General features: G+C 75.3%; 20 protein-coding genes and 3 tRNA genes. 13 read left to right on the top strand and 10 right to left on the bottom strand.

Going from position 1 to position 23,725, the window contains the following annotated elements; genetic code table 11:
* Positions 1–33: 33 nt before the first annotated feature.
* Positions 34–1,464, bottom strand: coding sequence for a nicotinate phosphoribosyltransferase (locus tag ACWPWV_RS18625; protein ID WP_454044370.1), 1,431 nt, complete (start codon positions 1,462–1,464; stop codon positions 34–36).
* 98 nt (positions 1,465–1,562) lie between these two features.
* Between ACWPWV_RS18625 and clpS the strand changes: the two genes are divergently transcribed.
* The 6 genes from clpS (at position 1,563) to ACWPWV_RS18595 (ending at position 5,798) form a co-directional block, all read left to right on the top strand.
* Positions 1,563–1,865 (top strand): ATP-dependent Clp protease adapter ClpS, encoded by a 303-nt coding sequence (gene clpS / locus ACWPWV_RS18620; RefSeq protein WP_454044603.1) that lies wholly within the window; start codon positions 1,563–1,565, stop codon positions 1,863–1,865.
* Positions 1,862–2,548 (top strand): DUF2017 family protein, encoded by a 687-nt coding sequence (locus ACWPWV_RS18615; RefSeq protein ID WP_454044369.1) that lies wholly within the window; start codon positions 1,862–1,864, stop codon positions 2,546–2,548. The genes clpS and ACWPWV_RS18615 overlap by 4 nt, the downstream gene beginning before the upstream one ends.
* Before the next feature lie 87 nt (positions 2,549–2,635).
* Entirely contained in the window at positions 2,636–3,439 is an 804-nt protein-coding gene (murI, locus tag ACWPWV_RS18610) for a glutamate racemase (protein ID WP_454044368.1), read from the top strand.
* On the top strand, positions 3,439–4,269 hold the full coding sequence (locus tag ACWPWV_RS18605; RefSeq protein WP_454044367.1) for an MBL fold metallo-hydrolase: 831 nt from the start codon (positions 3,439–3,441) through the stop codon (positions 4,267–4,269). The genes murI and ACWPWV_RS18605 overlap by 1 nt, the downstream gene beginning before the upstream one ends.
* A 39-nt stretch (positions 4,270–4,308) precedes the next feature.
* The gene (rph, locus tag ACWPWV_RS18600; RefSeq protein ID WP_454044366.1) at positions 4,309–5,073 is read left to right on the top strand and encodes a ribonuclease PH; all 765 of its coding nucleotides are present in this window, start codon (positions 4,309–4,311) and stop codon (positions 5,071–5,073) included.
* Between the two features lie 53 nt (positions 5,074–5,126).
* Positions 5,127–5,798, top strand: a complete 672-nt coding sequence (locus ACWPWV_RS18595) for a non-canonical purine NTP pyrophosphatase (protein WP_454044602.1) — start codon at positions 5,127–5,129, stop codon at positions 5,796–5,798.
* 45 nt (positions 5,799–5,843) lie between these two features.
* Here the strand turns inward: ACWPWV_RS18595 and ACWPWV_RS18590 are convergent, their stop codons facing one another.
* The gene (locus tag ACWPWV_RS18590) at positions 5,844–6,314 is read right to left on the bottom strand and encodes a DUF3054 domain-containing protein (protein WP_454044365.1); all 471 of its coding nucleotides are present in this window, start codon (positions 6,312–6,314) and stop codon (positions 5,844–5,846) included.
* Positions 6,315–6,407: 93 nt separating this feature from the next.
* Here ACWPWV_RS18590 and ACWPWV_RS18585 point away from each other — a divergent pair, with 93 nt between their 5' ends.
* Positions 6,408–8,042: an ABC-F family ATP-binding cassette domain-containing protein gene (locus tag ACWPWV_RS18585; protein WP_454044364.1), complete on the top strand. Its 1,635-nt coding sequence runs from the start codon at positions 6,408–6,410 to the stop codon at positions 8,040–8,042.
* Positions 8,043–8,077: 35 nt separating this feature from the next.
* Here ACWPWV_RS18585 and ACWPWV_RS18580 read toward each other — a convergent pair whose 3' ends face one another.
* The 5 genes from ACWPWV_RS18580 to ACWPWV_RS18560 form a co-directional block, all read right to left on the bottom strand.
* Positions 8,078–8,617: a flavodoxin domain-containing protein gene (locus tag ACWPWV_RS18580; protein WP_454044363.1), complete on the bottom strand. Its 540-nt coding sequence runs from the start codon at positions 8,615–8,617 to the stop codon at positions 8,078–8,080.
* 164 nt (positions 8,618–8,781) lie between these two features.
* Complete coding sequence (locus tag ACWPWV_RS18575; protein ID WP_454044362.1) at positions 8,782–9,465, bottom strand: Pr6Pr family membrane protein; 684 nt, start codon at positions 9,463–9,465, stop codon at positions 8,782–8,784.
* The gene (locus tag ACWPWV_RS18570; protein WP_454044361.1) at positions 9,462–10,031 is read right to left on the bottom strand and encodes an NUDIX hydrolase family protein; all 570 of its coding nucleotides are present in this window, start codon (positions 10,029–10,031) and stop codon (positions 9,462–9,464) included. Before ACWPWV_RS18570 ends, ACWPWV_RS18575 begins: the two co-directional genes overlap by 4 nt.
* Positions 10,032–10,076: 45 nt before the next feature.
* Positions 10,077–11,756, bottom strand: coding sequence for a pyridoxal phosphate-dependent decarboxylase family protein (locus ACWPWV_RS18565; RefSeq protein ID WP_454044360.1), 1,680 nt, complete (start codon positions 11,754–11,756; stop codon positions 10,077–10,079).
* Positions 11,725–13,182: an MFS transporter gene (locus tag ACWPWV_RS18560; protein ID WP_454044359.1), complete on the bottom strand. Its 1,458-nt coding sequence runs from the start codon at positions 13,180–13,182 to the stop codon at positions 11,725–11,727. The genes ACWPWV_RS18565 and ACWPWV_RS18560 overlap by 32 nt, the downstream gene beginning before the upstream one ends.
* Positions 13,183–13,293: 111 nt before the next feature.
* On the opposite strand from ACWPWV_RS18560, the gene trxA reads away from it, so the two are divergent.
* Positions 13,294–13,677: a thioredoxin gene (gene trxA, locus ACWPWV_RS18555; protein ID WP_454044358.1), complete on the top strand. Its 384-nt coding sequence runs from the start codon at positions 13,294–13,296 to the stop codon at positions 13,675–13,677.
* 104 nt (positions 13,678–13,781) lie between these two features.
* Here trxA and ACWPWV_RS18550 read toward each other — a convergent pair whose 3' ends face one another.
* The 3 genes from ACWPWV_RS18550 to bcp all read right to left on the bottom strand — a co-directional run bounded on the left by ACWPWV_RS18550 (position 13,782) and on the right by bcp (position 17,939).
* Positions 13,782–17,060 (bottom strand): glycosyl hydrolase, encoded by a 3,279-nt coding sequence (locus ACWPWV_RS18550; RefSeq protein ID WP_454044357.1) that lies wholly within the window; start codon positions 17,058–17,060, stop codon positions 13,782–13,784.
* Positions 17,061–17,252: 192 nt separating this feature from the next.
* A tRNA-Leu gene (locus tag ACWPWV_RS18545) sits at positions 17,253–17,334 on the bottom strand.
* 110 nt (positions 17,335–17,444) lie between these two features.
* Complete coding sequence (gene bcp / locus ACWPWV_RS18540; protein ID WP_454044356.1) at positions 17,445–17,939, bottom strand: thioredoxin-dependent thiol peroxidase; 495 nt, start codon at positions 17,937–17,939, stop codon at positions 17,445–17,447.
* Positions 17,940–18,059: 120 nt separating this feature from the next.
* On the opposite strand from bcp, the gene ACWPWV_RS18535 reads away from it, so the two are divergent.
* The 5 genes from ACWPWV_RS18535 (at position 18,060) to trmB (ending at position 23,649) form a co-directional block, all read left to right on the top strand.
* Positions 18,060–18,356 (top strand): GroES family chaperonin, encoded by a 297-nt coding sequence (locus ACWPWV_RS18535; protein ID WP_454044601.1) that lies wholly within the window; start codon positions 18,060–18,062, stop codon positions 18,354–18,356.
* 87 nt (positions 18,357–18,443) lie between these two features.
* Positions 18,444–18,519: transfer RNA gene (locus ACWPWV_RS18530), tRNA-Lys, on the top strand.
* A 113-nt stretch (positions 18,520–18,632) separates the two neighbouring features.
* Positions 18,633–18,708, top strand: a tRNA-Lys gene (locus tag ACWPWV_RS18525).
* 237 nt (positions 18,709–18,945) lie between these two features.
* Complete coding sequence (locus tag ACWPWV_RS18520; RefSeq protein WP_454044355.1) at positions 18,946–22,758, top strand: hypothetical protein; 3,813 nt, start codon at positions 18,946–18,948, stop codon at positions 22,756–22,758.
* A 99-nt stretch (positions 22,759–22,857) separates the two neighbouring features.
* Positions 22,858–23,649 carry a tRNA (guanosine(46)-N7)-methyltransferase TrmB gene (gene trmB, locus ACWPWV_RS18515; RefSeq protein WP_454044354.1) on the top strand — a complete coding sequence of 264 codons (792 nt, stop codon included), beginning with the start codon at positions 22,858–22,860 and terminating at the stop codon, positions 23,647–23,649.
* Positions 23,650–23,725: the final 76 nt, after the last annotated feature.

Genomic DNA, 23,725 nt, shown 5'->3' with positions numbered 1-23,725 from the left:
ACGAGCCACCGGGCCCGGCCGGGCCTCGGCGGGTCAGCCGAGCGTGCGGACGACGGTCGGGATCGCGGGGTCGCCGGCCGAGAGCCGGCGTGCGCCGCGCGGCAGCTCGGCCCGCGCCTCGCGGTGCCGGTCCGCCGCGTTCTGCACGCCGTACGACCCGACCCAGCGCGAGTCCACCGCGCCGTCGACCACGAGCGGGACGTGCAGGGGACGCACGTCGCCCTCCTCGGTGTCGGGGTCCCAGTCCCGGACGGCGAGGTCGGCACCCGTGACCACGAGCTCTTCGACGGCGCGGCCGTCGTCCCCGTAGCGCCGGGCGGCGACCTTGCGGCCGCCGGTGCTCGTCTTGGCCGTCGAAGCCTTGGCGACCGGCTGCAGCACGCCCGAGGAGTCCTCGCGTGCGACGAGCTTGTAGACCATGCCGCACGTCGGCGCCCCGGAACCGGTGACGAGCGAGGTGCCGACGCCGTACGAGTCGACGGGTGCCGCGGCGAGCGCCGCGATCGCGTACTCGTCGAGGTCGGAGGTCACGGTGATCCTCGTGTCGTGTGCGCCGAGCGAGTCGAGCTGACGACGGACCTCTACGGCGAGGACGCCGAGGTCGCCCGAGTCGAGCCGCACCGCCCCGAGCCCGGTCCCCGCGGCGCGCACCGCGTTCGCGACGCCGCGGTGCACGTCGTAGGTGTCGACGAGCAGCGTCGTGCCAGGGCCCAGGGAGGCGACCTGGGACGCGAAGGCCGACTCCTCGTCGTCGTGCAGGAGCGTGAACGCGTGCGCCGCGGTGCCGATCGTGTCGAGGCCGTAGCGACGCCCCGCCTCGAGGTTGGACGTGCCGGCGAAGCCCGCGACGACGGCGGCGCGTGCCGCGGCGACCGCCGCCTGCTCGTTGGCGCGGCGCGCGCCCATCTCGAGGCACGGGCGCTCGACGGCCGCGCTCGTCATGCGCGACGCGGCGGACGCGACGGCCGAGTCGTAGTTGAGGATCGACAGGACGAGGGTCTCGAGCACGACCGCCTCGGCGAACGCGCCCTCGACGACCATCACGGGCGACTGCGGGAAGAACATCTCGCCCTCGGCGTACCCGTTGATCGAGCCCGTGAACCGGTAGCCCGCGAGGTAGTCCAGCGTGCGGTCGTCCACCACCGAGCTCGCGTGCAGCCAGTCGAGCTCGCGGGCCGAGAACCGGAAGGACCCGAGGGCCTCGAGGACCCGTCCGGTCCCCGCGAGGACGCCGTAGCGTCGTCCCGCGGGCAGGCGCCGGGTGAACACCTCGAACAGGCAGTGGCGGTGGGCGGTGCCGTCGGCGAGCGCCGCCTGGAGCATCGTCAGCTCGTAGCGGTCCGTGAGGAGGGCGGTCGAAGGGCTGGGGCCGGTGTCCGCGGGTGCCGTCGCGCCGAGCGCGGCGTCGAGTCCAGGGGCGAGGGCGGCCCGGAGGGCAGCGGTGCCCCGGTCGTTCAGGCTCATGCGGAACACGGTAGGGCAGACGGCCCGGTCGCGGGCGGTGACCGGCCCGCGAATACAGTGGTGGGGTGAACCTCCCCCCGATCTCCACGCGCGCCGTCGTGCCCCGGGCGTCCGTCGCGGTCCCTGCCGAGGCGACGCGCACCGAGCCCGAGGTGGCCCTCGACCAGCCGTGGGTCACCCTCGTGTGGAACGACCCCGTCAACCTCATGAGCTACGTCGCGTACGTCTTCGAGTCCTACTTCGGCTATCCCACGCCCCGGGCGAACGAGCTCATGCTGCAGGTGCACCGCGAGGGGCGCGCGGTGGTGTCGACCGGGACGCGCGAGCGCATGGAGGTCGACGTCCAGGCGATGCACGGCTTCGGTCTCTGGGCCACGATGCAGCGGAGCGACGAGGCATGAGGCCGTTCCGCGCCGACGAGCTGGGGTACGTCGCCGAGCTCGAGCCGTCCGAGCGCATCGTGCTGGCGCAGCTCGCGGGCGACGTCGCGCAGATGCTGCAGGAGCACGCACCGGTCGACGGACCCGTCGGCCCCGAGGAGCACGGCGGCGACTGGGCCCCGCCGGGGTGGACCGGCCCCGTCCCTCGCGCGCCGGAGGCGGGGGCGCCGGGACCGGGGCGCAGGGCGCCTCTCGACCCGGCGGTGAGCCGGCTGCTCCCGGCGGCGTCGGACGACGCCGCCGTCGCGGCCGAGTTCCGCCGCTTCACGCAGGACGACCTGGCGGGGGAGAAGATCGGCCGGCTCGTGCTGCTCGGCCAGATGCTCGTCGACGGCGAGCCGGCGCACGCCGCGCCGTTCGTCGTGCCGCGCGACACGGCGAAGCGGGTGGCCGGCGCGCTGACGGACGTGCGCCTCGTGCTCGCGGAGCGCCTCGACCTGCGGACCGACGAGCAGGTCGAGGGCCTGTACGACGAGCTCGACGCGGAGGGCGACGACGGCCCGGACGACGCCTCCGACGTCGACGGGCTCGCCGCGCGGCGGTTCCTCGTCAGCGTGTTCCTCCTCACCGGGCTGCTGCAGGAGTCGCTCGTCGACGGCATGCTCGCCGACCTGCGGGCGAGACGCGGTCGCGCCGGGGACTGACGGCCGCGTCGCGCTGTGGGCGCTGCCACAGCCCGACGGCGCGCGCACGGGCGGTCGTCCGGCGCTCGTCGCACTAGGCTCGGGCGCGTGAACGACGCTCCCATCGGCATCTTCGACTCGGGCGTGGGCGGGCTCACGGTGGCCCGCTCGATCCTCGACCAGCTGCCGAACGAGTCGCTCCTCTACATGGGGGACACCGCCAACGGCCCGTACGGCCCGAAGCCCCTCGCGGCGGTGCGCGCGATGGCGCTCGCGGTCATGGACCGGCTCGTCGACGACGGCGTGAAGATGCTCGTCATCGCGTGCAACTCGGCGTCGGCCGTCGTGCTGCCGGACGCGCGCGAGCGGTACACGGTGCGGCGGGGCATCCCGGTGGTCGAGGTCGTCCTGCCCGCCGCGCGCCGCGCGGTGCTCGCGACGCGCTCGGGCCACATCGGGGTCATCGGCACCAAGGCGACCGTGGACTCGCGGGCCTACGACGACGCGTTCGCCGTCGCGCCGGGGCTGCAGATCACGACGCAGGCGTGCCCCGCGTTCGTCCCGCTCATCGAGGAGGGCGTGACGTCCGGCCCCGAGGTGATGGCGGTCGCGCACGAGTACCTCGACCCGGTCCGGGCGGCCGGGGTGGACACGCTCGTGCTGGGCTGCACGCACTACCCGCTCCTGACGGGCGCGATCTCCTACGTCATGGGGGAGGACGTCACCCTCGTGTCGAGCGCCGAGGAGACCGCGAAGGACGTCTACCGCACGCTCGTGGCGCACGACCTCGAGCGCTCGCGCGACGCGGGGCCGCCGCTGCACCGCTTCCTCGCGACGGGCAGCGCCGAGCCGTTCGAGCACCTCGCGCGCCGGTTCCTCGGGCCCGAGGTCCTCACCGTGGAGGCGGCCTGATGCGTCTGGTCACGGTCGGGTGCTCCGGGTCGTTCGCGGGACCGGCCTCGCCCGCGTCGTCGTACCTGGTCCAGGTGCCGGCCGCCGAGGCCGCTGCCGCGGGTCACGAGGAGCGCGACTGGAGCGTCGTGCTCGACCTCGGGAACGGCTCGCTCGGCGCGCTGCAGCGGTTCGTCGACCCGCTCGACCTGGACGCCGTCGCACTGTCGCACCTGCACCCCGACCACTTCGTCGACGTGTGCGGGCTGTACGTGTACCTGCGGTACCACCCGGCGCGCGGCTCCGCCCGGACCGGGGTGCCGTCGCGGCTGCCCGTGCTCGGGCCGTCGGACACCGTGCCGCGCCTCGACGCCGCCTACGGCGCGGAGCCCGGTGACGGGCTCGCCCACGAGCTCGACGTGCGGACGTGGGAGCCCGGGACGGCGGTCGCCGTCGGGCCCCTGACCCTGGAGCCGTACCGCGTCTTCCACCCCGTCGAGGCGTACGGGGTGCGTGTCACGGGTCCCTCGACGCTCCGCCCGGGGGAGCGGGGGGTCCTCGCCTACACGGGCGACACCGACGTGTGCGACGGCGTCGTCGAGCTCGCGCGCGACGCCGACCTGCTGCTGTCGGAGGCGGCGTTCCACGAGGGCCGCGACGACGCCGTCGAACGGGGCATCCACCTCACGGGGAGGCGCGCGGGGCAGGTCGCGACCGCGGCGGGCGCGCGACGCCTCGTGCTCACGCACCTCCCGGCCTGGAACGACCCCGAGCGCTCCCGTGCCGAGGCGCGCGAGGTCTACGCCGGTCCGGTCGACGTCGCGACGACCGGCGCCGAGTTCCTCCTCTAGCCGCTCAGCGGGGGGCGGGGCGGTCGGTAGGGTGGGCGCATGACCTCCCCCGACATCTCCGGCGGCTCCGTGCTGCGCGTCGACGGCCGTGCGGCCGACCAGCTCCGTCCCGTGACCATCACGCGCAACTGGCTCGACCAGGCGGAGGGCAGCGTCCTCGTCGAGTTCGGGCGCACGCGCGTGCTGTGCGCCGCGTCGTTCACCGAGGGCGTCCCGCGCTGGCGCAAGGGCTCCGGCGAGGGCTGGGTCACGGCCGAGTACGCGATGCTCCCGCGCGCGACGAACGAGCGCAGCCAGCGCGAGTCGGTCAAGGGCAAGATCGGCGGCCGCACGCACGAGATCTCGCGCCTGATCGGGCGCTCGCTGCGCGCGGTCATCGACGTCTCCGCGCTCGGCGAGAACACGATCGTGCTCGACTGCGACGTGCTCCAGGCGGACGGCGGCACGCGCACCGCGGCGATCACCGGTGCCTACGTCGCGCTCGCCGACGCGGTCGCGTGGGGCCAGCGGCACGGGCACGTGAAGTCGGGCGGGAAGGCCGTGCTCACGGACTCCGTGGCGGCGGTGAGCGTCGGCATCGTCGACGGCGTGCCGCTGCTCGACCTGCCGTACGTCGAGGACGTGCGCGCCGAGACCGACATGAACGTCGTCACCACGGGCTCCGGGACGTTCGTCGAGGTGCAGGGCACGGCCGAGCACGCGCCCTTCGACCGCGCGGAGCTCGACGCGCTCCTCGACCTCGCCGTCGCCGGGACGGCGCAGCTCACGGCGATCCAGCGCGCGGCGCTCGAGGCGCACGCGTGAGCGGGACGGGACCGGCGGACGCCGCTCCCGCACCGGGCGGCGCGCCCGTCCGGGTGCCCGACGGTGCGCGCCTCGTCCTCGCGACGCACAACCGCGGCAAGCTCGCCGAGCTCCGCGCCATCCTCGCGGCCGAGCTCGACGCCCACCCGGGGCTCGCGCTCGCGCCCGAGCAGATCGTCAGCGCCGGGGACGTCGGCGCGACCGAGCCCGTCGAGGACGGCGTGACGTTCGCCGAGAACGCGCTCGTCAAGGCCCGCGCGCTCGTCGCGGCGACCGGCCTCCCGGCGGTCGCCGACGACTCCGGGCTCGCCGTCGACGTCCTCGGCGGCGCGCCCGGCATCTTCAGCGCGCGCTGGGCGGGCCGGCACGGCGACGACGTCGCGAACCTCGAGCTCCTGCTCGCGCAGCTGCGCGACGTGCGGCCCGAGCACCGCGGCGCGGCGTTCGTGTGCGCCGCGGCGCTGGTCACGCCCGACGGCCGCGAGGTCGTGCGGACGGGGGAGATGCGGGGCGTGCTCCTCGACGCGCCGCGCGGCGAGAACGGGTTCGGCTACGACCCGGTCCTCGAACCGACGGAGCAGCCGGGCGCGGTGTCGTCGGGCGCGGGCTCGGCGCGCCGCTCGGCCGCCGAGCTGAGCCCGGCGGAGAAGAACGCGATCAGCCACCGCGGCACGGCGTTCCGCGCGCTCGCCCCGGAGATCGTGGCCGCCCTGTCGCCCGCGTAGGGCACGGTCCCCGACGCCCGGTGGAGCCGGGCCGGTCCGATGACCTCAGCGGCCGGAGAGCGCGCGCTCGCGGCGGCGCCGGTCGGCCGGTCGCAGCACGTCGACGAGCGCGACGACCGCTCGCCAGCCGAGCATCGTCACGCCGAGCACGCTGAGCGACACGAGCTGGAACGCCGGCGCGACGCCCTGGCCGGTGAGCACGCGCAGCAGCACCCCGAGCGCCCACGCGCACGCCCACACGACCACACCGGTGGGCCAGAGCCGCCAGGGCCGGCGCCACGCGCGCGTGACGAGCCACCCCACGAGCGCCCCGGCGGCGAACGGCCAGGCGACGTACAGCAGCCGCACGACGCCCTCACCCGGCGTGTGCGCCGCGAGACCGCCGGTCGCGAGGACGAGGACGCACGCGACGTCGGCCAGCGCGGCGAGGACGACGAGCCCGGCCCGCGGCCGAGCGGCGCCTTGCGGGGACGTCGGTGCGAGGCCGTGCGTGCGGCCGTCGGGCGCGGTGCTCATGGACCGACCGTACCCGCGGGACCGACCCGCACGGGAGCCGCCCGGCACCGGGAGGTGCGTGCGTCCCCGCCCGCGCCGCCTAGGGTTGTCCCCGTGCACCTCGCCGCCGACGACCTCGCCTTCTCCTACCCGGGGCGTCCCGTGCTCGACGGCGTGAGCGTGCGCGTCGCGGAGGGCACCCGCCTCGGCGTGGTGGGGGAGAACGGGACGGGGAAGTCGACCCTGCTGCACGTGCTGTCCGGGGACCTCGTGCCGAGCAGGGGCGAGGTGCGACGTGCGGGCGACCTGGCCGTCGTCGAGCAGGAGCTCGCCGTCGCCCCGGGGCAGACCGTGGGCGACCTCGTGCGCGCGACGCTCGCCGAGCTGCGCGCGGTCGCCGCCGACCTCGACGCCGCGGCCCGGGACTTCGACCACGACACGGGCGACCTCGCCGAGCTCACCGCGATCCTCGCGCGCGCCGAGCACCTCGCGGTGTGGGACGCCGACCGCCGCGTCGACGTCGCCCTGTCCCGGCTCGGCGCGTGCCGCGACCGCGACCGCGAGCTCGCCACCCTGTCCGTCGGCGAGCGCTACCGGGTGCGGCTCGCGTGCCGCCTCGCCGAGCGCGCCGAGCTCCTGCTCCTGGACGAGCCGACGAACCACCTCGACACGAGCGGGATCGACTTCCTCACGGGCGAGCTCGTCGCCTGGCGCGGCGGGGTCGTCATGGTCACGCACGACCGTCAGCTCCTCGACGACGTCGCCACCGAGATCCTCGACCTCGACCCCTCGATGGACGGCCGACCCGTCCTGTACGGCCAGCCCGGCTACCTGTCGTACCGGTTCGCGAAGAACCAGGCCCTGCACCGCTGGCGCCAGCGCTACCGCGCCGAGCGCAAGCGCGCCGAGAAGCTCGCCGAGGTGCTCGACGCGTCCTACGAAGGGCTGTCCGACGAGTGGCGCCCGCCGAAGGGCAGCCAGAAGCACCGCCGCGCCACGCGCGCCCGCATCCACGTCAAGGCCGCCGACCGGATGATCCAGAAGCTCGAGGCCGAGTCGGTCGAGGTCCCCGTGCCGCCGCTGCAGCTGACGTTCCCCGAGCTGCCCGCGATGTCGCCGGGGTGGAACCCGGCCGAGCCCGTCGTGGAGCTGCGCAGCCCGCGCGTCGGGGGCGGCGACGACCCGCGCCTCGACCTGCCGGGCACGCGGGTCGCGATCCCGCCGTCGGGACGCCTCCTCGTCACGGGACCCAACGGGAGCGGCAAGTCGACGTTCCTCGCGGCGCTCGCGGGCCGCGTCGCCCTCGACCGGGGCGTGCGGTCGGCGGTCGACGGCGTGCGGCTCGGGATCGTCGCCCAGGAGGGCCCGGACCTGCCGGCCGGCGCCGAGGAGCGGACCGGCTTCGACGAGTACGCGCGCGAGGCGCTCGAGCTGCTCGACGCCGGGCGGCTCGACACCGACCACCTCGTGCCCGTCGCGTTCCTCGGCCTGCTCACGGAGGAGGACCTCGACCGGCCGCTGCGCGAGCTGTCGGCGGGCCAGCGGCGCCGCTTCGACCTCGCGCGCGCCCTGCTCGCCGCCCCGCACGTGCTCGTCCTGGACGAGCCCACGAACCACCTGTCGATCGACCTGGTCGACGAGCTCACGCAGGCGCTGCGCGTGACGCCCGCGGCCGTGGTCGTCGCGACGCACGACCGCCGAATGCGCGAGGACTTCGAGGACTGGCCCCGGCTCGAGCTCGCGGGCTGACCGGGCGGTCCCGACCGCGGCGGGCCGGTCCGGGGTCAGACGCGCGGCGGCGCCACCGCCGGCGCGAGGGCGGCGGCCAGCGACCGCCCCCACGACTCGGCGCGGTCCAGCTCGCCCTCGTCGAGCGGGCCCTCGACGTCGCCGACGTAGAACGAGGCGGGCGGCGTGAGCATGCGGAAGCCCGCGCGGCGCAGCACCTTGGCGGCCCCGCGCGCCGCCGAGCCCGGCAGCGGCTTGACCTTCGTGACCCGCGTGTCGAACGTCGCCGCGAGGCCCGCGTCGGCGGAGCGGGGCAGCGCCTCGACCCACTCGCGCAGGCCGCGGGTCCGTCGCGAGACCTCGCCGGTCGCGCGCTGCACGGCGTCGGCACGCGTCGCCGGGCGCGTCATCCCGAACGCGTGCGTCGGTCCACCCGCGACGAGCAGGTCGGCCCCGGGCAGCGCGCCCGGTGCGGCGGCCGGGTCGTCGACGTCGAGCACCGTGACCCGCACCCCGTCGGCCAGCCCTCGCGCGACCGCGCGCGCGACGCGCTCGCTGTTGCCGTACATCGACTCGTACACCACGACCGCGTCCATGACCGCTCCCTCGTCCCCGTGCCCGACGTGCGGGCGTCCTCCTCCCACGCTCGCGGTCAGTGCGCGAGACGACCAGGGACGCCGGTCACGTCGTGCGGGGACCTCGGTCCCGGACGCCTGCGCGGTGCGGTGTCCTCGCTCGGCCCGGCGTCAGGGAGCGGGTGTCAGGGCGCGGGGCGCAGGCGCGCGTCGACGAGCCGCACGAGCCACGCGAGGGCGAGGAAGACCACGGCGACCACCGCGGTGTTCGCGAGCGCGCGCCCGTACCCGAGCGCGCCGACGTCGAGGAACGGGTACGGGTACCAGCCCACGACCGCACCCCGGACGAACGTGTACGCGATCCACGCGAGCGGGTACGCGACGGACCACCAGACCGTCTCCGACGTGACGCCCGGCCGTGGGCCCACCAACCCCCATGCCGCGACCGCCAGGAGCGGGGAGAGGAGGTGGAGCAGCAGGTTGGACACCTGCCCCGCGGCGGACAGGTCCTGCAGCCCGCGCAGCACCGTGTTGTAGACGATCCCCGTCACCGCGATGCACAGCAGGGCGTCGAGCCGCGCGACGCGGAAGACCCGGCCGTCGCGCCGGGGGTCGAGCGCGAGCAGCAGCGACACGAGCCCGACGAGCACGTTGGACTGGATCGTGAAGTAGCTGAAGAGCCGGACGACCCGCTCGGCGTGGCTCGGCGCGGTCCCCGCCCCGCCGGTGAGCGCGATGACCAGCTCCATCGCGACGCCGGTGAGCGCGACGAGCGCGACGAGCGCGTGCAGGGAGCGCGCGACGCCCGTGCCGGCCCGGACCGGCGGCGCGACGACGTGACCCGCCGGGGACCCGGCGGTGTCGGTCACGGGAGGCGGCCCACGTGCGCCATCGCCTGCCGGAGCAGCACGCCCTGGCCGCCGCGCATCTCGAGCTGCACCTCGTCGCTGCAGGCCTGCTCCGGCGTGAGCCACGCGAGCTCGAGCGCGTTCTGCTGCGGGCGGCAGTCGCCCGAGACCGGGACCACGTACGCGAGCGAGACCGCGTGCTGGCGGGGGTCGTGGTAGGAGGTGATGCCGGGCGTCGGGAAGTACTCGGCGACCGTGAAGGGCTGCGGCGAGGGCGGGACCTGGGGGAGCGCGACCGGGCCGAGGTCCTTCTCGATGTGCCGCAGCAGGGCGTCGCGGATGCGCTCGTGGAACATCACGCGCCCCGAGACGAGCGCGCGCGTCATCATCCCGTCCGGCGCGACGCGCAGCAGCAGCCCGACCGCGACGACGTCCCCCGAGTCGTCGACGCGCACGGGGACGGCGTCGACGTAGACGAGGGGGAGCTGCGAGCGCACGACGGCGATCTCCTCGGGCGTGAGCCACCCCGCGGGCCGGGGGTTGTCGTTCGAGAAGTCGTCGGGCGGGAAGTCGGCGGTGTCGGTCACGCGACTGTTCTACCCCGCGCGACGGGTCGGAGCGAGTCCGCCGCCTCAGCGGCCGGGGACGACGGGCTCGCTGAAGCGTGCGACGAGCTCGACGAGCAGGCGTTCGGCGACAGGACCCGGCAGCGCCTCCATCACGGCGAGCAGGGGGGCGAGGCTCCCGGGCAGCGCCAGGTCGCCCGGCTCGTCGGCTCCGCGCCCTTCGTCGTCCGGACCGTCGCCCGCGCCCTCGTCGCCCGACCGCTCGCCGCCCGGCCCGTCGAGCAGCGCGCCGCGCAGGACCGCCCAGACCTCGTCCGAACCCGCCCCCGCGAGGTGCGCGACGGCCTCCTCGGGGCCCGCGCCGAGCGCGGACGCGATCCCGGCGAGCACGACCTCGGTCGCGGGCCGGGCGACGCCGCGCGCGGTGTCCGCCCCCGCGCGCAGGGCGACGACCAGGTCGTCCACCACCGACTCCGTGACCGGGGTGACCGTCAGGTGCGTGGTGTGCGGCAGGCGGGTGCCGTCGTCCTGCACGAGACCGGGCTGGGGCTGCAGCACCCAGCCGTGCGCGCGGACGGCGTCGGCCCACACGTGCGGGTCCACCCGGCGCGCGGGGGCGACGGTCTCGTCCGTGGCGACCGCGAGGAGCGGCCCGCTCGGTGCCCCCACCACGCGCAGCCCGTCGATCTCGCCCACGGCTGCGGCGAGCGCGCTCGTCGCGCGGACGCACCGGGCGGTGAGCGCGGTGTAGCCGGCCGTGCCGAGCGCCTGGCTGACGGCCCACGCCGCGGCGAGGGGAGCGGCCGACCGCGAGCCCGACGTCGTCGCGTTGACCACCGGGTACCCGGGCCACGCGGTCGTCGCGAAGAACTGCCGGCGCTGCCGGTCCCGACCGCGCACGAGCAGGACCGACGCCCCCTTGGGCGCGTAGCCGTACTTGTGCACGTCCGCGGAGATGCTCGTCACGCCGGCCACGGAGAAGTCGAACGCCGGCAGCGGGTCGCCGCCGGCGTCCTCCCAGAACGGCAGGACCCAGCCGCCGACGCACGCGTCCACGTGCACCGGGACGCCGACCTCGCGGGCCGCGCCCGCGATCTCGGCCACGGGGTCCACGACGCCGTGCGGGTACGACGGCGCGGACACGACCACGAGCGCGACGTCGCCGGGCCCGCCGCCGGGACCGCGCCGCAGCTCCGCGAGGGTCCGCGCCACGTCGGCACGGCCGGTCGCCGCGTCCACCGGGAGCGCCGTCAGCCCGACACCGAGGTACTGCGCGGCCTTGCGGAACGCGGCGTGGACGCTCGTGGGGACGACGATGCGCGGGCGCACGCCCGGGTGCTCGGCGACGAACGCGTCGCGCGCGATCTTCACCGCGAGGAGGCAGCTCTCCGTGCCGCCGGACGTCACCGAGCCGACGACCACGTCCGGGCCGTCGGCCGGTCCGCGGAGCATGCTGCGCGCGAAGCCGACGAGCTCGCGCTCCATGACCGCGACGGAGGTGAACGTCGTCGGGTCGAGCCCGTTCACGGGCTGCACCGCGCGGGCCGCGGCGGCGGCGAGCTCGTCGAGCTCCGCCAGGCCGGGGTCGTAGACGTAGGACAGCACCCGGCCCCCGTGCGTCGGCGCGTCGGCGGCGCGCAGCGCGGCGAGGCGGTCGAGGATGCCGTCGGTCCGGACGGGGACCGACGTGTCGTCGGGGCGGCGCGCGCCCGGCTCAGTCGGGTCGGCGCTCGGCAGGATGGTCACGCGGCAGCTCCGGTGGGGTGTCGTCGATGTCCCCCTGGCGCAGACCGTACCGCAGGAGCGGCACGAGGCTGGTTAGCACCAGCACGGCCGGCACGAGCGAGAACGACAGGGCGATGCCGTCCACGGCGGCGGTCGGCTGGGCGACGGTGTCACCCGCCCGGGTCGAGACGTAGCCGGTGAGCACGAGGACGGCGGAGAGCACGGCGGGGCCGAGCGCCATCCCGGTCGTCTCGCCCGCCGTCCAGACGCCGCTGAACGTCCCGCCCCTGCCCGAGCCCTGCGCGCGGGCGTCGTGGTCGATGACGTCGGGGAGCATCGCGAGCGGGAGGGCCTGCATGCCGGCGTACGCGACGCCCGCGAGCGCCGTCGGCACGTACACCCACGGACCGGGTGCCCAGGCGAGCGGGACCATGCCGAGCGTCGCGACCGCGAACAGGACGGTCGCGACGACGAAAGCCCGCTCCTTGCCGTCGCGGCGCGCGAGCCGCGTCCACAGGGGCATGCACGCGAGAGCGGGCGCGATGAGCGCCGCGAAGAGGAGGCTCACCGCGGCCTCGTCGCGCAGGACGTACCGGGCGACGTAGGCCGCGCCGGCGAGCATGAGGCCCGTCGCGACGGCCTGGAGGAAGAACGTGCCGAGGAGCGTGCGGAACGGCCGTGAGCGGCGCAGCGCGCCGACCGCCTCGCGCACCGCGGCCAGCCACGCGCCGCGGGCCGTCCCGGTTCCCTCGCCGGTCGCGGCCGCAGCGGTCGCGGCCGCAGCGGGTGCCGCCGCCGTGCGCGGCGCCGTCCGGGAGGCGACGAGCATCCCGGCACCGATGACGGCTCCCGCGACCACGCCCATGAGCAGGTAGCCCGACAGCGCGTCGCCGTCGCCCCGCAGGAGCGGGCCGCCCGCCCCGAACAGCAGGATGGCGAACGCCAGCGCGGCGACGCGCCACGCGAGCAGGCGCGTGCGCCCGTCGTAGGAGAGGCCCATCTCGGCGGGGAGCGCGATGTACGGGATCTGGAAGAGGCTGAACGCGGTCGCGGAGAGCAGGAACGCCACGAGGACCCAGAGGGCCGCGGCGGTCGGCCCGGCGGACGCGGGGACGGCGAACGTCAGCGCGAAGAGCACCGGGAGGGTCAGCGCGCCGACCAGCATGAACCGCCGGCGCGACCCGGTCCGGGCGAGGTCACGGTCCGAGGCGTGCCCGATGAACGGGTCCACGAGGACGTCCCAGACCTTGGCGCCCGTGACGATCAGTCCCGCGACCGCCGCCGGGACGGCGAGCGCGTCCGTCAGGTACACGAGGAGCACGAGGCCGGGCAGGGTGCCGAAGCCGCCCGTCCCGACCGAGCCGGCGGCGTACCCGGCGATCGTGCGGCGCGTCGGGCCCGTGCCGCCGACCGTGCGCCGATCGGAGGGCGTGGTGGCGTTCGTCACAGCGTCAGCGTAGGGGGTGGCGTGCCCGTGCCGGCAGCAGGGCGGCGGGGAATACCCGCGTGCGTGCGGTTGCTGCACCCTCTGGACCCCGAGACCTCCTGGAGGACAGCCATGGCCACGCAGACCCTCACCGAGTCGACCTTCGAGCAGACGATCACGGACAACGACATCGTCCTGGTCGACTTCTGGGCGGACTGGTGCGGACCGTGCAAGATGTTCGCGCCCGTGTTCGAGGCGTCGTCGGAGGAGAACCCCGACGTCGTGCACGGCAAGATCGACACCGAGGCCGAGCGTGCGCTCGCCGCGGCGGCCAACATCACGTCGATCCCGACGCTCATGGCGTTCCGCGAGGGCATCCTCGTCTTCTCGCAGCCGGGGGCGCTCCCCGCACCGGCGCTCAAGCAGGTCGTCGACGCCGTGAAGGGCCTCGACATGGAGGACGTGCGCCGGCAGATCGCCGCGGCGGGCGACGCGACGCCGGCTCAGGACGCCTGAGCCCGTCCCGCACGGCCGCGCCCGGGTCGCTCCCGGGACGACGACGCGAGGCTCCGCCCGACAGCCGGGCGGGGCCTCGCGTCGTCCTCGGACCGGGCCGTTCGTCAGGCGCAGTCGAGCGCGGCGAACGCGACGTCCGTCGAGGACGTCCGTCCGTCGGCGCTCGCCGCGGCGCGAGCGGTCCCTGCGTCGACGTGGACCGTGCGCACCGCGAACGACTGGTAGGCGGACCGTCCGGGCCGGAGGCCCGCGACCGTCCGGGAGCCGTACGGCGTCTCGAGCACGACGTCGACGGGCACGGCGTCGTCGTTGGTCGACCTGAGCGCGACGTAGGCCCGGCCGCCCATGCACCGGACCTGGCTCGTCGTCGTCACGCGCGGGCCGTCCGGGGCGGGCTCCGCCGCCTCGAGGGGGACCGTGAGGGTCGCCGTCGGCCCGGTGCCGAGCGTCGGACGGCCCGTGCCGAGCACGCTCCACACCTCGAGCCGCACCGTGCCGCCGTCGAGGTCGCCGAGGGCGCCCGCGGCCCGGACCTGACGCCCGGCGCTCGTGTACGTCTCCGGCCCGGGGACCGGGTCGGTCGCGAAGTACGCGTACGTCTCGCTGCGGTCCCACGTGCCGTCGCCCGTGAGGTCGTAGCTCACGCGCGCCTGGACGGCCAGGCCGACCGTCGTCCCGGCGTCGACGGGCAGGGAGAACGCCGTCGACCCGCCGTCGTACGACGCCGTCACGTCCGTGGCGACGAACGTGGCGGGCTCGTGGGGCGTGCCGTCCCTCGTCTCGCCGCGGGCCGACGCGAGCTGGACCGTGCCCGCGGCACCCGGTGACGCGGTGAGCGCGCCGTCGGCGGACACGTGGAGCGTCGAGGCGAAGTCGCCCGGGTCGGGATCCGGGTCCGGGTCGGGGTCCGGGTCCGGGTCCGGGTCGGGATCCGGGCCGGGACCGCCGACGGCGCCCCCGCCGCTCCACGTGCTCGCGCCCGTGGTCGCCGTGGTGCCGGGCGCGACGTCCAGCGTCGTGCCGTCGGAGAACGTCACGGTGAGGTCCTGCGCGGAGACGTTCGACGCGACGTACGTGCGGGCGCCGTCGCGGACGAACGTCGCGGCGAGCGGGTGGTCCGCCGTGACGACCGTGTCCACGGTGCCGAGGCGGGCGAGGTTCGCGACCCAGTGGAACGTGTGCGCCCGCGACTCGCCCTCCTCGGGCGTCGGGTAGCCGGCGCGGACCTTCGCGAGCGCGGCGTCGGCGTCCCCGAGAGCGAGGAAGCTCCACAGGATGTCCTGCCAGACCGTCGGCGGGCCACCGTTCACCGCCTCGAGGTGGGCGTACAGCTCGCGCACGCGCTCCGGCGCGTAGCCGAGGTACAGGTGCGAGCCGGTGATCGGGAGCGTGTTGATGCCCTGGATCATCTCGGCCTCGGCGCTGAACCACGTCGCGTACGCGCCGCCGTCGCCCCAGACCATGCCCACCGTCTCGTGGTCGAAGCCCTCGGGGAACGTGGTGCCGTCGGCGTCGAGCCAGTACTGCTGGATCGCCGCGGCCTGCGTCGTGTAGAGGTAGACGCCCGCGTCGCGGACCTCGCGGTTCCCCGTCGCCTCGCCCCACTGGACCAGGGCTCCCGCGAAGTTCATGCCCTCCGACGACGACTCCTGGTTGTTGCCCGCCGCGAACGCCCCGTGGCCCGACGCCCAGTCGTGGCCCGCGTAGACGTCGAAGTCGCGCAGGTACGGGAACCGCGTCTCGTCCCGGTCGTAGCCGTTCGCGTCGCGCACGAGCAGGTCCACCATGCCCCCGTACTCCTGCGCCCACTGCGGGTCGAAGCGCGCGAGCGTCGCGGCCGCGGCGACGAAGTAGCCGTAGTGGAAGTGGTGGTCGTTGAGCTCCTTGTCGGAGCCGTAGGAGGCGGGGTAGCCGATGAGCGTGCCCCACGCGTCGTCGTACGCGAAGACGCGCGCGGTCTTGCCGGGCGTCGCGGTGAACCAGTCCGTCAGCACGTCCCGCACGGCGTCCAGCGCGGCGTCGCGCTGGCCGGTGCGCCCGAGCTGGTCGGCGATCTCGACGACGCGCGTCGCACGCCCGAGCGCCTTGCCCGTCCAGTACGTGTCCCCGCCCAGCTGGCCGAGCGGGTCGCCCGCGACCTGGTCGAGGTACGCCTCGAGCTGCGCGCGGTCGGCGCCGGACGACGTCGCGACCGCCGGGACCTCCGGCAGGACGCCGCGGAACACGTCGCGCGTCGTGAACGCGTCGACGCCCGCGAGGACCGTGAGGTCGCCGCGCGCCGACGTGTACGTCGCGTCGAGCGGTGCGGAGGACGGCGACGTCCCGGCGAGGTGCGCCGCCTGGTGCGGGTACAGCGCGGCCACCGTGCCGGACGCCGCGGGGGTGCCCGGCCACGGGGTCGTCTCGAGCGCGTACGTCGTCGTGACACCCGCCGTCGCCTCGTCGTACGCGTAGTCCGCCGTCGTCCCGGTCACGGGCGCGTACGCGGCGGCCGCGTAGACCTCGGCGAGGCCGGCGCGCGCGGAGGGCTCGCCGTCGGGCAGCACGGCGACCGAGAAGAAGCCGTCGCCGCCGAGCGGGGCGGTGAAGGTCGTCCCCGAGCGCGTCCACGACGCCCCGGGCGGGGCGAACGCCACGTAGTCGTGCCCGTTGACGCTCAGGCCGAGGCGCGCGCCGTCGGACAGCCACACCTGGGGCGCGGCGCTCGCGGTGAGCACGGCGTCCCCGCCCGTGGCCTCGAACCAGGCGAAGGGGAGCCCGTGGCCGATCGTCGCGCGCAGGGTGCGGGCGCCGTCGTCCCAGAGGGGCGAGACGGTCCAGTCGGTCCAGTCGTCGACGGCGACGTGCGGCGCCGCGAGGCCCGAGACCCCGGCGCGCAGGTCCTCGACGTACGGGTAGTGGTACTCCGAGACGCCGGCTCCCGAGCCGGAGATCGCCGGCGTGGTCGTGTACGAGATCCCGAGGCCCTGCGGTCCGGGCTGGTACGACGCCGGGTGGGCGTGCAGCGGGGCGCTCCACGCGCAGTCGAGGCGCTTGTAGGCGAGCGACGTCCACCAGTCGTTGGTCGGCAGGGGAGTGCTCGGGGCGTCGTCGGTGACGAACGCGCGGGGGTCGGCCTCGACGGCGGCGCAGCCCTCCGGCGTCGGACCGACGGGGTCCGTCGTGTAGCTCCCCGAGCCGACCGGGACGGTGTCGGCCGCGGCCGACGTCGCCTGCGTCACCGCGAGCCCGCCGGCGGCCAGCGCGGACGCGAGGAGCGCCGCCGTCAGCCGGCGGCGGGACCGGCCCGCACGGGTCGCGGGGCGCGGCCGGTCCGCGGGGACGGGGCGGGCCGGCGGGTCGGACGGGTCGGGTCGGTTCGTTCGTGCTCTGTCGTGGGACACGGCGTCTCACCTCGGAGGGTCACGCGCGGCACCTCGTCGTCCCGCGCTCGTCGCCCGGCGTCGTCGCCGGACCGGGGCGCTGCTTGGGAGCGCTCCCACATCCACGGTACGAGGGTGCGGAGCGTGCGCAAGCCGGGAGGGGTCGCGGGCGGGCACGGGGCGTCCGGGACGCGGGGCCGAGGGGGCGCAGGGTGCGCGAGGCGGGACTCGAACCCGCACGTCCGAGGACACCAGGACCTAAACCTGGCGCGGCTGCCAGTTACGCCACTCGCGCGCGGTGGTCAGTCTACGGGCGACGACGAGCGCTGCGTCCCCGGCCGAGCGCTGCGTCCCGGGACGCAGCGCACGAGCGGGGACGCAGCGCTCGCGCTCGGCCGCCCGGGGCTACCGCGGGTCGATCCCGAGGTCGCGGCGCAGCTTCGCGACGTGGCCCGTCGCCTTGACGTTGTACTGCGCGAGCTCGACCTTGCCTTCCGGGTCCACGACGACGGTCGACCGGATCACGCCGACCACCGTCTTGCCGTAGAGCGACTTCTCGCCCCACGCGCCGTAGGCCTCGAGGACCGTCCTGTCCTCGTCGGACACGAGCGGGAACGTCAGCTGCTCGGCCTCGACGAAGGCCGCGATCTTGTCGACCGGGTCGGGGGAGACGCCGACGACGGAGTAGCCCGCACCCTGGAGCGAGGCGAGGTTGTCGCGGAAGTCGCACGCCTCGGTCGTGCAGCCGGGCGTGCCCGCGGCGGGGTAGAAGTACACGACGACGTGCTTGCCGCGCAGGTCCGACAGCGTCACGGTCGAGCCGTCGGCGGCGGGCAGGGTGAAGTCGGGGGCGGTGTCGCCGACGGCGAGACGCTGGGGCTTGGCGGTCGTGGCTGACATGGATCTCCTTCGGTCCGGGACTCTGGTGTCCTTCCGAGGGTAGGTGACCCGGGTAGCGTTGTGGCTGTGAGCAAGACGACGTCCGCCCCCGCGCCGCGCCCCGCCGACCTCCCCGTCCGCATGCTGCACGACCGCCTCCTCGTGGACCCCGAGGTGGACGCGAGCGAGCGGCAGAGCTCGGCGGGCCTCGTCATCCCGGCGACGGCGGTCGGGCCGAAGCGCCTCGCGTGGGCGGTCGTCGTGGCCGTGGGCGAGCACGTGCGCCAGGTCGCGGTGGGGGACCGCGTGCTGTTCGACCCGGACGAGCGCGCCGAGGTCGAGCTGGGCGGCAAGGACCTCGTGCTGCTGCGCGAGCGCGACGTGCACGCGGTGTCCCAGGAGGTCGAGGAGGGCGGCTCGACCGGCCTGTACCTCTGAACGGCGCGCCGTGTCGCCCACGTCACACGTCGGTGGCCAGGGAGGATTTCCGCCCGCGGTCGGGCTGCTGCTAGTGTTTTCTCTCGCGCGCCATTAGCTCAATTGGCAGAGCAGCTGACTCTTAATCAGCGGGTTCGGGGTTCGAGTCCCTGATGGCGCACCACCATCGACGCAGGCCGTTCACCTTCCCGGGTGGGCGGCCTCGGTCGTGGCCGGCCGAGGGGGAGACGGCCGGGGCGGTGCCCGGGGGGCGCTGCTGCTAGTGTCTTCCCTCGCGCGCCATTAGCTCAATTGGCAGAGCAGCTGACTCTTAATCAGCGGGTTCGGGGTTCGAGTCCCTGATGGCGCACCACCGCGGCACGCGCCGCTCGCAGGCCGTCCACCCTCCGGGTGGGCGGCCTGAGTCGTCCCCGCGGCCGACGGCGCGTGGCGACCGCGCCGCGCACCGGACCGTCGCCGGTCGTTCGTCACCCGTTCGTCCCGTCTCGTCCGGGAGTTCACCCCCGCCCGGAAGGGTCCGGTCCGGGTGCGGACGCTCGGACGCCGGACGGCCGCGCCCTTTCGCCTGTCGACGACGAAAGGACACCCGATGCACGCCCTCGTGCACACGACCTGGACCCGGGGAAGACGACGCGCGCTCGCCGCCGCGCTGGGAGCGAGCCTCGCCGCGGGAGCGCTCGTCCCCGCGGCGGCCACCGCGGCACCCGGTACGGCGCCCGGTCCGGCGCAGGGCGCGGCCAGGACCGTGGCGGCGGGACCGGAGGAGCCCAGCGGGACGCCGGTCCTGCACCCGACGGCGGGGACCTACGTCGACGGCACGGTGCCCGTCGCGGCCCAGCCGGTGATGGCCGGCGACCCGGTCGCCGAGCTCGCGGTCGACGGCTCGCCTCTCGCCGCGACGCCCCTCCCGGCGACCGCACGGCTGCTGTTCGACGTCGGCAGCAACTCGGTCGAGCGCCGCTACGGCAGCTACGTGCTGGTCAACGGCACCCGGATCGACCTCGACCGCGACATGGTGTCGGAGCGCGTGGCGCTAGACGTCCCCGCGGACCTGCTGGTCCAGGGCGTCAACGACGTCCGGTTCGTCGTCGGCACGGTGGAGACGGCGTGCGGCACGAACTACGACGACTACGACGTCACCGAGGTCTCGCTCGAGCTGCTCGGCGAGGCCGCCGACGGCTCGGCCAACAGCTTCTCCTACGCGTTCGGCGACGGGTCGTGCGGCACGAACACCGCCCGGGTCCAGAGCGCCGACCTGACCTTCGACCTCGCGCAGGACCCCGCGGCCACGACGGGCCTCGCCGCCGAGCTCGACACCACGACTCTCGAGAACGGCGCGCACACGCTCACCGCGACGACCGCTGCCGGCCTCACGGCGACGAGCGCGGTCACCGTGAACAACTCCGCGCCCGGCGCGCCCGCGATCACGCCCGCCGACGGTGCGCTGCTTGCCGGCCCGCAGACCGTCCTCGCGACGCCGCCCGAGGGCGCCGACGCGCCGACCGGGATCGCGGTGGACGGGACGGCGCTGGACGCCACCGAGACGCTCGGCGCCGGGTCGTCGGTCTTCGCCTTCACGGTCGGCTCGAACTCGATCGAGGCGCGGTACACCAACCACCTCCTGGTCAACGGCCAGCGCATCGAGCTCGTCGACCGCGACTACGTGAGCGAGACGGTGCGCCTCGACGTGCCGAACGCCTTCCTCGTGCCGGGCCGCAACACCGTCCGGTTCGTCGCGGGCACGTTCCCGACGGCGTGCGGCGACAACCGCGACGACTTCGCGATCTCGGGCATCGCGCTCGAGCCGAGCCACGGCACCGCGGCGCCCGTCGGCGTCGCCCCCTCGTACTCGCTGGGCGACGGCGACTGCGGCACGAGCACGACGAAGCCGCGCGAGGTCGACCTCGTGTTCGACGTCGTCCGCGACGACGACGCCCCGGCGCCCGGCCTGCGCGCCGACCTCGACACCGCGACGCTCGCGGACGGCGAGCACACGATCACGTCGGCGACGGCCGCGGGCGCCGCGGCGTCCCGCACGGTGACGACCGACAACACGGGTCCGGCGATCGCGACGAGCACGCCGACCGCCGGTGCGGAGCTCGCGACGGCCACGACGCTCGCCGTCGAGCTCACCGACGCGTCGGGCGTCCTCGACGGCCCGCACGTCACGCTGGACGGCGAGGCCGTCGAGCCGGGCGCGCTGGTCGGCCCGGGTCTCGCGCCGGGTGCGCACGCGCTCGTCGTCACGGCGACGGACGTGCTCGGCAACGCGAGCACGCACGAGATCGCCTTCTCCAGCCGCGGGATCCCGGACGTCCCCACGGAGCTGACGCCCGCGGACGGGACGACCGGCGTCGAGGGGTCGGTCGAGCTGGGCGCGCGGGTCGCCGTCCCCGGCGGCGGCGACGTCACGGCGACGTTCTCCCGCGCCGAGACCAGCGCCCCGGTGCTCGCGGCGCAGGGCGAGACGACGTCGCTCCCCACGACGCTGCACGTCGAGGGCGAGCAGTCCGCACCGGTCGACGCGCTCGTCCCCGGCGACGACGCGACGCTCGACTCCGCGAAGAGCCGTGACGTCGCCTACCAGCGGTTCGAGATCCCTGCCGAGGGGGACGCGACGGGTCAGGTCGTGCGCTGGGAGGGCGTGGTCGACCCGCAGCGTCTCGCGACGCTCCACGTGTGGGACGGCACCGCCTGGGTCCCGCTCGGGTCCGCGCGCGGCGCGGTCGAGGGCACGACGGAGCTGACCGCGGTCCTCGGCGCGGGACACGCCCACGACGGGACCGTGCACGTGCTCGTCACCGGCACCGACCCGTTCGCCGACGACATCGCCGCGGGCGGCTCGCGCGACGAGACCGACTTCGCCCCGCGCGACTCGTACGACTTCTCGATGGTCCACTTCACCGACACGCAGTACCTGTCGGAGGGCGCCGTCGAGCAGGAGACGCCCGAGGAGCGCGCCGTGTGGGCGAAGACCTACACGGACCTCGTGCAGTGGGTCGTCGACAACGCCGAGGAGCGGAACATCGCCTACGTCGGCCACACGGGCGACGTGAACGAGAACTACACCCGGGTGCCGGCGGACGCGGCGATGGCGGCGCAGGTCCGCGGCGAGTTCGAGTTCTCGTCGTCGGCGCAGCGCCTCCTCGACGACGCGAACATCCCCAACGGCGTCCTCGCGGGCAACCACGACAACCTCACGGGCCAGGACAACGGCCCGGGAGCGCTGTTCAACGAGTTCTACGGGCCCGACCGCTACGCGGCGCTGTCCGAGGGCTGGGAGGACGCCTCCTACGGCGGCCCGTGGCGCGAGGGCGACAACCAGAACCACTACGACCTCTTCACGGCGGGTGGTCTCGACTTCGTCGCGGTGTACCTGTCGTACGGCGTGACCGACGAGGAGGCGGCGTGGGCCGACGGCGTGCTCGAGCAGTTCGCCGACCGCAACGCGATCGTCCTCACGCACGACTACCTCGTGCCGAGCCCGAGCCCGGACGGTCGCGGGTCGGAGATCTCGACGCCGGACGGCCGGCTCGTGCACGCCAAGGTCGTCGAGCCGAACGAGAACGTGTTCCTCGTGCTCGCCGGCCACCGCCACGGCGTGGGCATCAACGTGCGCCAGGACACCGGCTCGGGCAGCGGCGTCGTGGAGCTCCTCGCCGACTACCAGTTCTACGAGGTCACCGCCGAGGAGGCGGGGCTCACGCAGGTCGGCGGGTACGCGCCCGACGAGGGGCTGCGGCTGGGCGCGAGCTTCCTGCGCCTGCTGCAGTTCGACGTCGACCGGTCCGAGATGATCGTCGACACGTACTCGCCCTGGCTCTCGGACTTCGGCGCCACCGAGTACGACGACGAGCAGCGGTACGACGGCCGGGAGGACGACTTCACGGTCCCCGTCGACCTCACGAGCCGCACGACGACCCTCTCGACGGACGCGGTGTCGCTGTTCGGCCAGGCCGAGGAGATCGGCTCCGCGACCGTGACCTCGGGCGAGGTCGCGACCGTGACGTGGGACGGGCTCGACGCGGGCACCCGGTACGCGTGGTCCGTCACGGCCACGAGCGCGGGCGGCGGCACCACGGTCTCGCCCGTGCAGTCGTTCTCGACGGCGCCCGGCCCCGACGGCCTCGTCGTGTCGACGACGGCGCGCGCGCAGTGCCTGGCAGGGAAGGCGTACGTCGCCGTCCGCGCGACGAACGACGACACCGTGCCGGTGGACGTCACGCTCGCGACGCCGTTCGGCTCGCGCACGGTGACCGACGTCCAGCCCGGACGGTCGGCCTACCAGGCGTTCGCCGTCCGCTCCGGCTCGGTCGAGGCGGGCACCGTCCAGGTGACGGCGACGGGTGACGGGCGCACGTTCGCCGCCGACGTCGAGCACGACGCGCTGACCTGCGGCTGACCACCCGCCGATCAGCGGCTCCGGCCCCTGGACCGACCGGTCCAGGGGCCGGACCTCTCGGGGCGAGGGTGCGTCGGGGCGCGCGCGTACCCTGGTGCGGTGCCCGAACCGACCCCCACGTCGACCCCCACGTCGACCCCCACGGCCGGCCCTGCGACGCAGGGCGCGCGCTACCGCACCCAGCCGGTGTCCTTCGTCCGGCGCAGCGGTCGTCTCGGCAGCCGGCAGCAGCGTGCCTGGGACGAGCACCGCGAGCGGTACGTCCTCGACGTGCCGCGCGACGTCGCCCGCACATCGGTCGACCCGTCGTTCGTGCTCGACGCCGCGACGCTCTTCGGGCGGTCGGCGCCCCTCGTCGTGGAGATCGGCTCGGGACTGGGCGAGGCGGTCGTGGCCGCCGCGGAGGCGGATCCCGCGACCGACTTCCTCGCGGTGGAGGTCTACACGCCCGGGCTCGCCCAGACGGTCCTGCGCGCGGCGCAGCGCGACCTGACGAACCTGCGCCTCCTGCAGGTGAACGCGGTCGAGGTGCTCGCCACGACGCTGCCGGCGGGGAGCGTGGACGAGCTCTGGGTCTTCTTCCCGGACCCGTGGCACAAGTCGCGCCACCACAAGCGCCGGCTCGTCACGCCGTCGTTCGCGACGCTCGCCGAGCGCGTGCTGCGCACGCCGGACGGCGGGGAGCCGGGCGGGACGCTGCGGCTCGCGACGGACTGGGTCGAGTACGCGGAGCAGATGCTCGACGTGCTCGACGCAGCACCCGGGCTCCGCAACGCGCACGGCCCGCGCGGCGTCGCCCCGCGCTTCGACGGCCGCGTGCTCACGGGCTTCGAGCGCAAGGGCACGGCCGCCGGGCGTGTCATCACGGACCTGGAGTACGCACGCCGCTGAGGCTTCCGGGGCGAGGTCGTCCGCTCGATGGCCGACCGGCGGACCGGGGTCCTTGCGGACCAAAGTGATCTACGGC

The organism is Cellulosimicrobium sp. Marseille-Q8652 (assembly GCF_965112045.1).
The sequence above is the reverse complement of the archived record's forward strand: the minus strand, read 5'-3'. Positions and strand labels throughout refer to the sequence as shown.